The organism is Vibrio crassostreae 9ZC13, assembly GCF_000272045.2.
GTDB classification, from domain to species: Bacteria; Pseudomonadota; Gammaproteobacteria; order Enterobacterales; family Vibrionaceae; genus Vibrio; species Vibrio crassostreae_C.
The window spans coordinates 1542494-1556898 of record NZ_AJYZ02000019.1 but is presented as its reverse complement, the minus strand read 5'-3'; the positions used below and the strand labels follow the sequence as shown (position 1 = coordinate 1556898).

The 14405-nt window shown below is 44.4% G+C and carries 11 protein-coding genes and 3 pseudogenes; 1 reads left to right on the top strand and 13 read right to left on the bottom strand.

The features are described 5' to 3' along the window. Positions 1–14: 14 nt before the first annotated feature. From A136_RS08065 to A136_RS08055, 3 genes are all read right to left on the bottom strand, one after another. Complete coding sequence (locus A136_RS08065; RefSeq protein WP_017065190.1) at positions 15–458, bottom strand: PTS sugar transporter subunit IIA; 444 nt, start codon at positions 456–458, stop codon at positions 15–17. A 539-nt stretch (positions 459–997) separates the two neighbouring features. Continuing rightward, positions 998–1429, bottom strand: a complete 432-nt coding sequence (locus A136_RS08060) for a GNAT family N-acetyltransferase (protein ID WP_017065189.1) — start codon at positions 1427–1429, stop codon at positions 998–1000. 119 nt (positions 1430–1548) lie between these two features. After that, positions 1549–2205, bottom strand: coding sequence for a QnrS family quinolone resistance pentapeptide repeat protein (locus A136_RS08055; protein ID WP_017065188.1), 657 nt, complete (start codon positions 2203–2205; stop codon positions 1549–1551). A gap of 320 nt (positions 2206–2525) precedes the next feature. On the opposite strand from A136_RS08055, the gene A136_RS08050 reads away from it, so the two are divergent. Beyond that, positions 2526–3116 (top strand): TetR/AcrR family transcriptional regulator, encoded by a 591-nt coding sequence (locus tag A136_RS08050; RefSeq protein ID WP_017061080.1) that lies wholly within the window; start codon positions 2526–2528, stop codon positions 3114–3116. Positions 3117–3208: 92 nt separating this feature from the next. Here the strand turns inward: A136_RS08050 and A136_RS08045 are convergent, their stop codons facing one another. The 10 genes and pseudogenes from A136_RS08045 to betA all read right to left on the bottom strand — a co-directional run bounded on the left by A136_RS08045 (position 3209) and on the right by betA (position 14389). Next, positions 3209–4456: an anaerobic sulfatase maturase gene (locus tag A136_RS08045; protein ID WP_017065187.1), complete on the bottom strand. Its 1248-nt coding sequence runs from the start codon at positions 4454–4456 to the stop codon at positions 3209–3211. A gap of 118 nt (positions 4457–4574) precedes the next feature. Next, positions 4575–6337: pseudogene (locus tag A136_RS08040) on the bottom strand (arylsulfatase). Between the two features lie 76 nt (positions 6338–6413). After that, positions 6414–6482, bottom strand: a pseudogene (locus A136_RS22585) (tetratricopeptide repeat protein); the annotation flags it as partial. Then, positions 6478–6813: pseudogene (locus tag A136_RS08035) on the bottom strand (hypothetical protein); the annotation flags it as partial. The pseudogenes A136_RS22585 and A136_RS08035, both read right to left, overlap by 5 nt. A gap of 72 nt (positions 6814–6885) precedes the next feature. Then, positions 6886–8301: a coniferyl aldehyde dehydrogenase gene (locus A136_RS08030; RefSeq protein ID WP_017065184.1), complete on the bottom strand. Its 1416-nt coding sequence runs from the start codon at positions 8299–8301 to the stop codon at positions 6886–6888. Positions 8302–8577: 276 nt separating this feature from the next. Continuing rightward, entirely contained in the window at positions 8578–9060 is a 483-nt protein-coding gene (locus A136_RS08025; protein ID WP_017061075.1) for a MarR family winged helix-turn-helix transcriptional regulator, read from the bottom strand. Between the two features lie 362 nt (positions 9061–9422). Further along, entirely contained in the window at positions 9423–10637 is a 1215-nt protein-coding gene (choV, locus tag A136_RS08020; RefSeq protein ID WP_017065183.1) for a choline ABC transporter ATP-binding protein, read from the bottom strand. A 2-nt stretch (positions 10638–10639) separates the two neighbouring features. Next, positions 10640–11482, bottom strand: a complete 843-nt coding sequence (gene choW / locus A136_RS08015; protein WP_029235289.1) for a choline ABC transporter permease subunit — start codon at positions 11480–11482, stop codon at positions 10640–10642. A 95-nt stretch (positions 11483–11577) separates the two neighbouring features. Next, positions 11578–12549 (bottom strand): choline ABC transporter substrate-binding protein, encoded by a 972-nt coding sequence (locus A136_RS08010; protein WP_004732435.1) that lies wholly within the window; start codon positions 12547–12549, stop codon positions 11578–11580. Between the two features lie 127 nt (positions 12550–12676). After that, positions 12677–14389 carry a choline dehydrogenase gene (gene betA, locus A136_RS08005; protein ID WP_017065182.1) on the bottom strand — a complete coding sequence of 571 codons (1713 nt, stop codon included), beginning with the start codon at positions 14387–14389 and terminating at the stop codon, positions 12677–12679. Positions 14390–14405: the final 16 nt, after the last annotated feature.

Here is a 14405-nt window from a genome sequence, read left to right as displayed (position 1 = left end):
TTCAAAGGTTATTATTAGTAACTTTTAATAATTTCAAGCACTTCTGCTTTTGAAGAAGAAGCAGCCAGTTTGGCAATGTTTTCTTCATCAACCAGCATTTCGCTAAGCGCTTGAATAACCTCAATGTGTGTATCTGAATCCTTTGCAGCTAATGTTAATAAGACATTGGCAGGCCCCATATCAGACCCAAAATCCACCGGGTTAGAAAAGACATGAATACCAAGTCCAGTCTTTAGTACACCTGCTTCTGGGCGGGCATGAGGCATAGCAATACCTGGACAAAGAACGTAATAAGGTCCATTATCATGCGTTGACTGAATGATCGCGTCTGCGTAGTTATCGGTAACGTAGCCCTTATCTTGTAGGTAACGAGTCGTTTCCTTAACTGCATCTTCCCACTTGTATTCAGAGTGGTTAATAACATCAATTAGGTCGTGGTCAATAAGGTCATAAAGCATAATATATCCCAGTTATTCTTTGTTCGTTTTTGTTGGGATTATTATCAATGGAAGTAGAAGAATAGAGAAATGGCAACAAAGTGAGATCCAGGTCACTTAAATATCAGAGTCAAACGATTAGTTATTCTCTACCTCTCATATTTATCATGAAATTTAATTACAATTTTATTATTAACAACAAGTCAATAGTTTAAATTTGATAGCAAGCCCAATTATAGGATTTAAATAAGATTACACAAACGTGATAAAGATCTATTTATACGTATTGACCAAGTATTAATTGTGACGATGGTTACATTTAATTAGGGCGTTTGGGTAATGTTAAGCGCTAAGATCAGTGACCAAGATCCCGTATGAAATACAAACACCACCACTTTGTAAGTGAGTAACACCTCGTTCACGCACCTATTCAGATCTGCCTCATATTGGATAATTTGGTTATCATTGGTTCAGATACGGAAAAGCCCAAAGTTATTAGCTTTGGGCTTTTCTTCTAGCGACTGTGGTTGATTACAACCGAGTGATACGACAACCGAGTCTTACAGCGTCATATGCAGAATTGGAAATGGTTTTCCCATATCATCAAGTGGTGAGCGTGATTCTACTTTAAACCCCATGTGCTGATAGAAACCTACCGCTTGTGGGTTTTGCTCATTAACGTCAACTTTGGTGGCTGCTAACTGCTCAATCGCATGTTGCAACAGCACCGTACCTACGCCTTGCCCTCGAACTTCATTCAAAACGAAAAGCATCTCGACTTTTGCATCATGGACACCCACGAAGCCAACTATCGAACCACTTTCATTTTTAACGCATTTCAAAGAAACCGCAGGGAACGCATGTTCCATGATGATAGGTTTAAAAAACTCAATATCTTCTTCTGTAATAAAGTCATGAGTTGCTCGGACCGAATTCTCCCAAACCTTAAGCATTTCTGCATAATCTTCAGGAAGCACATTTTCTATAGTCATAATTTTCTCTAGATTAAATTGAATATAAACATGTGCAGCCGCGAGCCAGTAGTCTATCAATGGTTAGGAAAACAAAACAACCGCCTTCTCTATACCATTTACTCGCTTCGCTAGCCCTATTAATCAGGCATCACCACAATACCCATGCTTTCAAGCAGTTGTTCTTGTTGCCAAGCAACGATTTTAATCCCCGATGTGTCTACCTTGCGAGGATCTAACCCTTCTAATTCAGCATGGCATAAATTAGCACCTTGCATACTGAATTGCCCCCATACATCTTCCGAGAACACACCTCGGCTAAGATCAGACTCTTTCAGTGACGCGCCGCCAAGGTAAGTGCCTATCCAACGGTTCTCAAACAGCTCACACTTCTCTAAACAAGCTTGTTCAAAATTGGCGTATGACAGATTACAGCCCGTAATATACGCAGAGCAAAAATACATTCTATTGCTTACCTGGTTGGCAAAGTTAGCACGAGTAAAGTTCGCCCCTTTCAGGTCACAATCACGTAACTCAATACCGTAGCAATTCGCGTTGCTAAAATTCGCCATCGCCAACTGACAGTTCTGAAAACTTGCATCACGCAAATCTGCAACATCGAAGTGGCATCCCTCAATATCGCCTTGTTCGATAAACTTACAGTTAATAAACGTTGCATCACGTAAGTTCGAACGTCTGAAATCACAACGGATAAACGTACAGGCTGTAAATGTAAGCTCTGATAAGTCTTGCTGAGCAAAATTGTGGTGATGATAAGTGCTGTTATTGGTGTCCATTTAGCCCCCTAAAGAAATTAAGCTAAGACTACCATTGCGATCTTAAGAAAACACCAAATTAAAAACGAACAAAAACAGCAACTTAAAACACCCAAATTTAGCCATTTTAAGGCACCAAACAGGCCCTTTAAGGTTGTTATTTTCGATTTATAGGATGTGCTTATCTTGAAAAAAGTTTTGTCGCTTAGAAGTGCCAATAAGAGAAAAAGTTACTTTGACGAAACGAGTCAATTATTGACCGCGTCCTAACGCGCTAGACTGGACGGTTGGTATGTTGCTCGTTACACTATTCCTCATTCTCAGCATAAAGAGTAAGAACAATGAAAGACATGCGACAAGCTATGCTCGATGCAGGATTTAGCCTTATTAATGAACACGGGTTTGCTGGTGTTGGCCTGATGAAGATCATCAACCAAGCGGAAGGCACGAAGGGTTCTTTTTACCACTACTTTAAATCCAAAGAGCACTTTGGTGAGATCCTTCTTACTAACTACTTTGATGAGCATCTCGCTAAGCTGGATGACTTTTTAAGTGATGAATCGCTTTCTCGTCGTGATCGCGTTAAAGCCTATTTCGAGTTTTGGTGTGCATCGAAACTGACTGAAGACTTCAATATCCAATGTCTTGTCGTAAAACTGGCGGGAGAAGTAGCTGGATCTGAAAACCCGTTGCAATCGACCATGGCTGAAGGCGCGGAAAAGATCATCCTGCGTATGGCGAAGCTGTTTGAAGAAGGCAATGAGGCCGGTGATTTCACTATCGCAGAGCCAGAATCGCTATCTCGAACGCTTTATGGTTTATGGCTTGGCTCAACGCTCATGGCCGCCATGCAGCGTAACCGTTCGATTCTAAACAATGCCATGGAAGAGACTCTTCTCGCCATGAGCCCAGCCCAAGAATCGGCTGACTAGATACCCGTTACCAAATACCAAAAGGCTCGCACAATTTAGCGAGCCTTTTATCTAACTTTAAATCTAGATTGAATCCATTCACGCTTACTCCGTTACCCCAGACGAGACGGGATATTATTGGCTTTGAATAAGTCCTTAATAACAGGGTCGATATGCTTGAAGAAGCTCAGCCAACCTTCACAGAGATAATTTAACCCCGCCTCACCATCTCGGCTTGTGATGATACGGTTTTTGGGGCATTCGCCATGACATGCAAATTTAAACTCACAGGCTTGACATTGTTTCGGCAGAGACTTCTGTTTGGCGAACCCAAAACTCTGCTGCTTTGGCGAAAAGGCTAAAGTTGAAAGTGCTTGTTCCTGAATATTACCTAACTGAAATTCAGGAAATACATAATGGTCACATGAGTACACATCGCCATTGGGCTCAACCGCTAACCCTTTGCCGCAGATCTCACTCAGCGTGCACATGGTGCTTTCTCTGCCCATCCATACACCGACAAAATTTTCAAAGTACGGCACTAACACTCGACCAAAATCGTGTTCAAACCACTCATCAAAAACGGTAGTGAGGAATTGTCCCCATTGCGCAGAGCCGACACTCAACGGTTCAACCTCGCCTGATACGGGAATGATCGCTTGTTGGTTGCTCAACCATTTATTGTTGGTGTGAGCTTCGCGCTTATCGACGACAGGAATAAACTGCAATTGCTTCGAACCCACTTCATCGCGTAGAAAGCGATAGACCTCTAATGGATACTTACCTGTCACATCATTCACGCAGGTTAGAGTCGCGAACTCGACGTTATGTTGTTTCAAGTAGCGAATGCCACGCATTGTTTGAGAAAAAGTGCCTTTGCCTGCACGGTTAGTTCGGTAGTGATTATGTAGGTGCTCTGGTCCATCAATACTCACGCCAATGATAAAGTCATTGTTCTTGAAGAACTCACACCACGCATCATTCAGTAACGTGCCGTTGGTTTGAAGGTCATTGCTGATCTTACTGTAGCTAGGACAATATTTTTTCTGCAGCTCGACGACCTTTTGAAAGTACTCAAGCCCCAACAAAGTAGGTTCTCCACCATGCCAAGAAAAGATGATTTCAGGCGTATTCTGCCCTTCTATGTACTGCTTGATATAACGCTCTAACAGGACTTCATCCATCGTATATTGAGAGCCTTTTGGGTATTCAAGCAGCTGCTGTTTTTCTAAGTAATAGCAGTAGGTGAAGCTGATATTACACACCGCCCCAATCGGTTTTGCTAGCGCTTGAAGCTTGCTGTGTGCTTTGCCATTGAACTGTGGAATTGAACTCAAGTTTGATAGCGATAATGTCGTCATGAAGAGTGCCTCGATGTAAAAGTTATTGTATTAGCCAAAACAATTCGTAATTCCTTTACACGGTGTTCATCGGCCAACCAAGCTTAATGGCATTAGGTTGGCCGAGTGGTTTTTTCCTCTATTTCACGTTTTCAAACGGGTTCCACGCTTCGTCAACCGGGACGATATTTTGCGCTTTTTCGTATTCTTGATATTCAGCGACCATTTCAAGGAACAGATCTGGCATTTCATTTATCAAGTCATGTTGCTCTGCAGGATCTTTCTTGGTGTTGTATAGGTGCCACTCACTGTAACCGCCCATTCCCGTAGAAATTCGGATGATCTTGTAATCACCTTTAAGCAAAATCCCGCTACCAAACAATTCAAATGGAATCGCATTGTTGGCACTGTGCACGTCTGCCGTTTCCCCTTTGAAGTAAGGCAACAAGCTCACACCACTCATCGGCGCCACTTCTCGACCTTGATATTCGGTTCCTGGATGATCGACCTCTGCAATCTCAAGAATCGTGGCTGCAATGTCCTTCACTTGGGATAAGTCGTCTGTCTGAGTTCCCGGTTGCAACGCATCTTCACCGGCTAAAAGCGCTTTGGCTGGCTTAACGATAAATGGCACACGGAGACCGCCCTCTGCTGTGTAAGCTTTGTAAGCTTTGTAAGCTTTGTACCAAGATAGGCCACCGGTTGAAGCGCTTGCCCACTCAGGGCCAAGTGACACACTGGAGTTCGCCTTACCCAAATTTTCAGTCGAATTATCGAAATGATGAGCAGTCCACGTTCGGATCAAATCACTGATATTTTCACCGGTAATATCCGCCGCTTCTGGGCCGTTATCCGCTAGGTACATGATGTAAGTATTATCGTATTCCCCGATTTCTTTCAGGTAATCGACTATCTGACCGACTTGTTGGTCCTGCATCTCCATCATGCCCATTGCGACAGCCATTTTCTTGCCGTACCACTTTTGTTCTTTCTCAGAAAGCGAGTCCCAAGGGCGGCTTAATGAATTACGTCCTGAGATATCAGCCTCTTTAGGAATCACGCCCATCTCTTTCATGCGTTGGAAACGATCTTCTCGAACCGAGTCCCAACCATGTTCAACGTAGTAATCGACTTTATCTTGATAGGCAGACTCAGGCGCTTGCAGTGGCAGGTGAATACCGGTGAATGGGACGTAAGCGAAGAAAGGCTTGCCGTCGTCTTTTTTGCTGTCGATCATCTTGATGATCTCGTTGGTGTAAACTTGGTCTGAGTATTCGCCTTTGTATTTATCCTCAACCACTTCACCGTTGCGGTAAGTTGGCTCAACTTCGACGCCGGGAATATCGCCTTTTTGCAGCGCATCGGCTGTCGCAGCATTTTTGGCAGGGAACATCATATCTCGATTAAAATGATTCGAACCGCCAGCTAAAATGCCATAACTTTCAGAGAAACCCCGGTCATCAGGTAAAAAACCATCTTCATGACCTAAATGCCATTTACCCGATAAATAGGTGTTGTAGCCACTCTCTTTAAGTAACGTAGCTACCGTTACGCCCTTTTTGGTGAGATAACCTTCATAGCCTGGCTTACCAATAGCTCCCGGATAGACGGCATAGTCGAAGGTGCCTAGCCCAACCTCGTGGCTATTTGCTCCGGTTAACATCATAGAGCGCGTTACCGATGAGGTTGGTGACGCGTGAAAGTTAGTAAACTTAACCCCTCTTCAGCCAGCGCCATTAGGTTTGGGGTATCCGCTTCTGAGCCATAAGGCTGAGTATCGGCAAAGCCCACATCATCGCCAACAATAACAACAATATTCGGTTTTTCTGATTCAGCCGCAAGAGCAGCACTGCTTGCCGCGGCCATTGCAGTGAAGACTAACGATTTCTTGAATGTCTGCATAAGACGTTCTCCAATTTCTGCGAATAACTTTTTCTGAGGCTAACCTTTCTGTGATTAACCTGAGTTAGGATTTGAATTAGTGCGCGGCTTGCGACATCCAATGTAATAAGTCGAGCGCGGGGTCATACTCTTGAGTTGCTGCCATAGAACCACTCATAATCGTTGATACACACGTTGTATAAGAAGATGCCAACAAACATCGACTTCTCAAATGCGCTGTAAATCATGGTTGAGGTACGCAGCGATTTGTACTTCGCCGAGAACATCAACAACACACCAATACAGCCAACCACCACACCCCAGTGTTGATAAGTACCGAGCAAATACTCTTTGTTTTCCATCATGGTATCGTTGTACGAGAACAGCGTCTGCATACTCCAATCAGGCGCTAGGAAAGTGGAAAAAGCCGTCGCCGTTAAGAAACCTGTAATCATCAAATACGATTTGATCGTACGTTCAAAAAAACGTTCCAACATAAAAGTAACCTCTTAAAATAATTTCGTGAAAATAACTTTTTGAAAAATAAACAGTGTCATACCAACAGTGATTTACTGGCCAAGCATGCCCATCACTGCGGTTTTTAATTCGTTGTCTTCTTTTGAAAACAGATGCTTAACGCGGTGATCTAAACCTGTTTCCAACACAGTTTTAGCGTGAGAGAAAGTGATAAACCCTTCTTTACCGTGATAATTGCCCTGGCCTGATTCGCCAATGCCACCAAACGGCGCGTCATCAACCGCTAAATGGAAAACACAGTCATTAATACACATGCCACCGGAGTGAACTTGGTGCTTAACCTGAGCCTGTAAACTCAAATCAAAGCTCATCAGGTAGAGTGCTAACGGCCTTGGTTTGCTATTGATGACTTGGAACGCCTCTTCGACATTGCGATACGTAATCAAAGGTAATAATGGGCCGAAAATTTCTTCGTTCATCACCTTGGATGACAGGCTTGGTTCAACGATCAAATGTGTCACCAACCGATGAGTATTTAGGTCCATCGATTCGTCATGGCAAGCAACGATTCGTGTCCCAGCTTCCTGCTCTTCATTCAACAGACCAGCAATACGATCACATTGGCGAGGGTTAATGAGCGAGGTTAAACTCTCAGAGTAGATCCCTTCATCAAATAGCTGTTGATATTGTTTTTTGTACTCCAAAATGAAGGCTTCGAGCTTATCTTCAGGGAGTAGCACGTAATCTGGAGCGACACATACTTGGCCGTTGTTTAGGCTTTTACCATAAATAATTCGCTCTACCGCAATATCAATCGGCATGTCTTCTGCCACGATAACCGGCGACTTTCCACCCAGCTCTAGCTTGACTGGGGTTAGCGTATCAGCCGCTGACTTCATCACTTGGCGACCCACTTGGGTTGACCCTGTAAACAGAAGATGATCAAACGGCAACGCCGAAAATGCGGCTGCGATTTCTACCTCACCTTCAACCAAGCACACCTCATCGGCATGGAAAACTTCCGCCAATAGCGCTGTTAATACTTGGTTCGTCGCTGGGGTAAATTCGCTCATCTTGATCATGGCGCGATTTCCCGCAGCCAGCGCCGAAATAAGTGGGCCGACGGATAACATGATCGGGAAATTCCACGGAGCAATAATCCCGACGACGCCTTTGGGTTGATAAACCACTTCAACACGAGAGGTTGAAAGCAATGGGCCGGAATGACGAATCGAAGATGTCGACCAATGAGGTAAACACTCAATGCTGTGATCAATATTTCCGATACAAGGCAATATGTCAGCCATCAAAGTGTCTTGTCGGCTGCGGTGACCATAGTCCTCACTCACGGCTACACACAAACGATCTGTGTAATCGATTAGCGCAGATTTAAGTGCGAGCAGCTGCTCAATTCTCTCCGATATCGCTGGCATCGGTTTCTGTGCAAAAGCTCCCTGCATGCTGTTCAACGTCATGGTCATTTGTGTTGGCGTCAATTCGTGTTTCATACATCACCTCGTGGTTAAGATGAACACACAACAATACACAACAGACCGGTCGGTCTAGCATTTTATTGTCAAAGAATCGTCAATGGAGTTTTGATGACAATCCAATGAGGCGGCTACAAACGGGGCAAAAAGTCAGGGGAATTTAAAATAAGAAGGCGTAGCTAACACGCAAGGCAAATAGAGAATTTTAAATGGCAGGATCAAAAATGGCCGCTTAGTGCGACCATTTGACAATTATTTAAGTTGTTGTTCTAAATAAACAATTTATAAATAAGGTTAGCTCTTGGCTACGTTTGCAATGCCTTCAAGTTGAAGTACTGGAGCGGCGTCGATGTCTTCTGCGTTCATCATTGATGATACTCGCTGCATTGAAGAAAGCAGTAAGCTTTGCTCCCACGGCTCTAGGTTTTGGAATTTTTTAACGAAGTTATCTTGCAGCGGTGGTGGCGCATTGTTTAGCAACTCTTGACCTTTTTCAGTCAGGTTTGCGTGTACTTTGCGGCGATCTGACGAGCTGCGAACACGTTGTACATAGCCATTCAGTTCCAAGCGATCGATGATCGTGGTTGTGGTGGCTTGGCTTACATTGGTGTGATTAGACAATTCTTTGATCGTCACATTACCCATTTCTTGGATTGCTCTCATTAAGATTAATTGAGGGCCAGTCAAACCATACTCTTTACTCAGCTTTTTCGAATGTAAATCGATAGCGCGAATAATTTGGCGAATAGCGACCAGGATTTCGTCATGTTTGTCCAAGATGCAGACCTTTGTACTAATATACTGTGAATGGTTTTACAGCGTCGAAGCGATGATATGTCCTGATTATTTACGTCAGGTGAGCTCGAATTACACTGTAAATTGATAAATTACTTCATTGATTTTTCCGCATTGTACTGATGTTCATACTATTCTCAATCTTTTCTATACCACTAAACTTGCGTGGTACGGCACTTTTACTTAATGAAGGGGAAATGAAAGCTTCAATGAAGGCAAAAATAACGAGTCAGAGAATACAAGTTCAAAGAATAATATATTTTAATAATCATAGAGGTAGAGAGACTTAACCCTCTCCACCTAATAAAAAACCAGCCCTAATCGCCAAGCTGGAAAACGAAATTTTACGCGGCTGTATTCATCTGAAAATTACCCGTTAGTGCGTTGTAAAACTCGCTGTTATCCAGAATACCGACCAGTTGATTGTCTTCCACCAGCAAAATCGGGTGATTACTTAGCTGTTTCAGTTTAATCGCATCACGCATGCCAATTTCCGGGCTTGCCACAACTACACTCGACTCGTTGATCGCAGTTAAGTCGTCAGACTCACTCCACTCAACAAGCGCCAAAGCAGATTCACCTTTCACAGATAAAGCACCTTCGCTCTGTTCAATCCAGAGATCTTTAGAATCGCAAATCTTCCAGCTTTCATTCTCTTGCGTCAGTGAATCAAGAGGCTGCATCAAAGAGCGACCTTTAAGTACATTCAGTGGGTTGGTGTGAGCAACGAAGTCTTTTACGTATTCGGTTTTTGGCGTCAGTACGATCTCTTCAGGCTTACCGTGTTGAATCAGTTTGCCTGACTCCATGATCGCAATGTTATTACCAATCTTCAGCGCTTCGTCTAAATCATGACTCACGAACAAAATCGTTTTGTTAAGCTTGTTTTGCAATAAAATTAGCTCATCTTGCAACTGCGCACGAATCAGCGGATCAAGCGCTGAAAACGGTTCATCCATAAGAAGAATGTCGGTATCCATCGCAAAGGCACGCGCTAGACCAACACGTTGCTGCATACCGCCAGAAAGCTCATGCGGATACTTGGTTTCCCACTCTGCCAAACCCACCATTTCAAGCTGTTCACGCGCCTTAGCACGACGAACATCTTTGGCGACGCCTTGCATTTCAAGACCAAACGCCACGTTATCTAACACGGTTAACCAAGGCATTAAGGCGAATTTTTGGAACACCATAGAAACACGGTGTGTGCGTAAATGGCGCAGTGTCGCTTCGTCGCACTGTTCACCTAAATCCACCAGCTTATCGCCATCTTTGATTGCTAATGAACCACGGCTGATCTCATTCAAACCGTTCACAGCACGAAGCAACGAAGATTTACCCGAACCCGATAAGCCCATCAGCACGCAGATCTCGCCTTCTTCAACCGTCAGAGAGACATTATCTACACCCACGACTTGGCCAATTTCATCAATGATCTCTTGGCGAGTTTTACCTTGGTCGAGTAGCTCAAGCGCTTGCTTCGACTTATCACCAAAAACGACATCAAGATTTTTAATGGTAATCGCATCCATTGTCTTTTTTTCCTGAGAGCTAGACATGATTAAGCCTCCTTTTGATTTGGTGTTTTGCACAAGCGATCAAGAATGATAGCGACTAATACGATCGCCAGTCCGGCTTCAAAACCTTGTGAGATGTTCACTGTGTTCAATGCACGAACAACAGGTTTACCAAGTCCGTCAGCACCGACAAGAGCAGCGATAACCACCATCGAAAGCGACAACATAATACATTGAGTTACACCCGCCATAATGCTTGGTAAAGCGGCCGGTAATTCCACCTTCATCAGCAATTTCATGCGGCTTGCACCAAACGCTTTACCCGCTTCAATCAACTCTTCAGGCACTTTGGTGACGCCTAAGTAGGTCAAACGAATTGGCGCGGCAATAGCGAAGATGATGGTCGAGATTAAGCCAGGAACGATGCCCAAGCCGAATAAAACCAAAGTCGGAATCAGATACACAAACGTTGGAACCGTCTGCATTAAATCAAGAATGGGTCTAAGCACCGTATATAACCAAGGGCGATGTGCGGCCATAATGCCAACTGGAACGCCAATTAATACGGAAATCGTTGTCGCTGCAAACACGAGGACAAAGGTTTCCAGCATTTCTTGCCAGTAGCCAAGGTTTAAAATAGTCAGCAAAGCTGCAACCACGAAAATCACAAGCGAGGGTTTACGGTGTAAGTACCATGCAATCGCCGCGGTCATCACGATTGGTAAAGCCGGTGGCATCCACTTAAATACATCGACTAAAAACATAATGACGGTTTCTAGAAAAATCGAAATAGCGTCAAAGAATCCTGCTGCATTGATTGTTAGCCAATCAACACCCGCTTCCATCCATCGTCCGACAGGGATTTTGTTTTCCGTAATAAAATTCACAATATTGCCTTTTATTATGGGTGGGCTACTTCAAACCAATCGATAAATTGGCAAGCCCACCTTTATTATTTATGTAGCTGTTGAGATAGGTAGAACTAAGCTTTAACTTGCTTTAGGTATTCAGTAACCGCTTGAGTCGCTGATTCACCTTTATGCGTTTTTACGTTGTCTAACCAAGCTTCAACTTGTTGAGGGTTCTTGTTCAACCATTGTTGAGCGGCTTTTTCTGGCTTCACTTTTTGGTTAAGAATCTCTTCCATCAACTGGTTTTCCATCTCTAGAGTGAATTCTAGGTTTTGTAGAAGTTGACCGACGTTTGCACATTCAGACAGGTAGTTTGAACGAACATTGGTGTAAACATTTGCTCCGCCGTAGTTCGGGCCGAAGAAGTCGTCACCACCTGATAGATATTCCATCTCAACATTGCTGTTCATTGGGTGCGGTGCCCAACCAAGGTAAACGATCCACTGGCTACGACGAGCAGCGCGAGATACTTGCGATACCATGCCCGCTTCACTTGATTCCACTAGGCTGAAATCTTTCAAGCCAAACGCGTCTGAATCAATCATTGATTGGATTAAGCGGTTACCGTCGTTACCCGGCTCGATGCCGTAGATGCGGTCTTTAAATTTGTCGGCATGTTTTGCTAAGTCTGCGAAGCTTTTTACGCCAGAGTCGTACACATATTTTGGTACAGCTAGTGTGTATTTTGCGCCTTCAAGGTTGGCACGCACGGTCTCAACCGTGCCCGCTTCACGGTACTTAGCAATATCGCCTTCCATGGTTGGCATCCAGTTACCTAGGAATACATCAATATCGCCGTTCGCCATTGAAGAGTAAGTCACCGGTACTGAAAGTAGGTCGGTTTTGGTTTTGTAACCAAGGCCTTTTAATAGTTCAGAAGTAACGGCGGTTGTTGCGGTAATGTCAGTCCAGCCTACATCAGCGAAGCGGACGTTTTCACATTGCTGTGGTTCAATAGAAGCGTTAGCACCAAATGCAAATGAACTGATGGCTAGTGCTGTTAACGTTTTCGTGGTCATGTTCTGAATATTTAGAGTCGTCATAATGGTTCCTTTTTATCTTTCCTTTTTCTGCTCGATATCAACACCGATAGAGAGCAGTTCTTCTGACTTTTGACTAATTTTTGTTGTTACTTTTTGCTTTTTCTATTTTTGAACTAATAACAGAGGCTTACGCTTCTCTTACTGGTTTATTTATTCTTTGCTTCTCTTGCCACTCAGGTGCAATCCACACTGGAACGTCCTGCGCTTTGAGCATCGGCTTACCTAAAATCAAATCGGAAGCACGCTCAGCAACCATAATGGTCGGGGCGTTCAAATTGCCGTTTGGAATGGTTGGGAAAACCGATGAGTCAACAACGCGCAGATTATCAATGCCGCGAACGCGACACTCTTCATCAAGCACTGCCATTGGATCATCATCAGCGCCCATTTTGCAGCCACATGAAGGGTGGTACGCACTTTCCACGTTCTGTTTAACCCATTCGTCGATTGCTTCATCGGAAGTCACACTTATACCCGGCTGAATCTCTTCACCTCGGTAAGCATCCATTGCTGGTTGAGACAAAATCTCACGCGTTAGACGAATACAATCGCGCCAATCTTGGCGATCTTGTTCAGTCGAGATGTAGTTGAAAATGATCTCTGGCTTGGCATGCGGATCAGCAGAAGTGATCGCAACCGTACCGCGACTTTCTGGCTTATTAGGCCCAACGTGTACTTGGAAACCGTGACCATCAAAGGCCGCTTGTCCGTCGTAACGCATCGCTGCTGGCAGGAAGTGATATTGAATGTTTGGCCACTTCAATCCTTTACGAGAGCGAATGAACGCACACGATTCAAAGTGGTTAGTAGCACCCAGACCTTTGCGAGTCAGAATCCATTCCGCGCCAATCATGCCTTTGCTCACCAAGCCAAGCTTGCTGTTGAGTGTGATCGGTTCGTTGCAGTGATATTGGAAGTACACTTCTAGGTGATCTTGAAGGTTTTCACCGACACCGCTTAGTTCGTGTTTAACTTCAACGCCGGCCTTTTCAAGCACGGCTTTCGGGCCGATACCAGAAAGCTGCAGCAGTTGAACAGAACCGATAGAACCCGCAGAAGAGATCACTTCTTTGTTCGCCACAGCCACCTGGGTATTTCCTGACTTTTCAAACTCGACACCGACGGCTTTCAAGCCCGATTGACCATTTGAGTCTTGTGCTTCAAGTAAGAAACGACGCGCCACGATACCTTTCTTCAAGGTCAGGTTTGAACGCTTCAATGCTCGACGTAAATAAGCGTTAGAGGTTGAGGCTCTAACACCCTTGTCTACCGTCATATGCATAGTGCCGAAGCCTTCTTGCTGGTAGCCGTTGTAATCGTTGGTTTCTGGGTAACCAGCGTCTTTACCTGCATCGATGAATGCTTGGTAAAGCGGGTTAAGCTCCATATCGTTACCATTACAAGTGCCGACAGGGCCATTGTCACCACGGTATTCATCACCGCCTTTGTTCCATGATTCAGCGCGGCGGAAGTAAGGCAAGCATGCTTGATAGTTCCAACCCGCAGCGCCCTCTTCTTCCCATTGGTCAAAATCACACGCGTGGCCACGAACATAAACCATGCCGTTGATCGATGAGCTGCCGCCTAACACTTTGCCACGTGGGCAGTGCAGTTCACGTCCATCAAGGCCCGGTTCTTTCTCTGTTTCAAATTGCCAAGCGTACTTTTCAGTATTCATTGGGTAAGAAAGCGCGGTTGGCATTTGGATAAAAATACTCTTATCCGTGCCACCAGCTTCCAGTAATAAAACGCTATGTTCACCGCTTTCCGTTAGCCTATCCGCTAACACACAGCCGGCCGAACCCGCGCCGACGATAATATAATCGTAGCGTTGTTCCATGTTTTGATTTCCCTGA

What these genes read in the sequence shown, in the direction of transcription:
- A136_RS08065 (WP_017065190.1), bottom strand. Translation starts at nt 458, where the DNA reads ATGCTTTATGACCTTATTGACCACGACCTAATTGATGTTATTAACCAC.
- A136_RS08060 (WP_017065189.1), bottom strand. Translation starts at nt 1,429, where the DNA reads ATGACTATAGAAAATGTGCTTCCTGAAGATTATGCAGAAATGCTTAAG.
- A136_RS08055 (WP_017065188.1), bottom strand. Translation starts at nt 2,205, where the DNA reads ATGGACACCAATAACAGCACTTATCATCACCACAATTTTGCTCAGCAA.
- A136_RS08050 (WP_017061080.1), top strand. Translation starts at nt 2,526, where the DNA reads ATGAAAGACATGCGACAAGCTATGCTCGATGCAGGATTTAGCCTTATT.
- A136_RS08045 (WP_017065187.1), bottom strand. Translation starts at nt 4,456, where the DNA reads ATGACGACATTATCGCTATCAAACTTGAGTTCAATTCCACAGTTCAAT.
- A136_RS08030 (WP_017065184.1), bottom strand. Translation starts at nt 8,301, where the DNA reads ATGAAACACGAATTGACGCCAACACAAATGACCATGACGTTGAACAGC.
- choV (WP_017065183.1), bottom strand. Translation starts at nt 10,637, where the DNA reads ATGTCTAGCTCTCAGGAAAAAAAGACAATGGATGCGATTACCATTAAA.
- A136_RS08010 (WP_004732435.1), bottom strand. Translation starts at nt 12,549, where the DNA reads ATGACGACTCTAAATATTCAGAACATGACCACGAAAACGTTAACAGCA.
- betA (WP_017065182.1), bottom strand. Translation starts at nt 14,389, where the DNA reads ATGGAACAACGCTACGATTATATTATCGTCGGCGCGGGTTCGGCCGGC.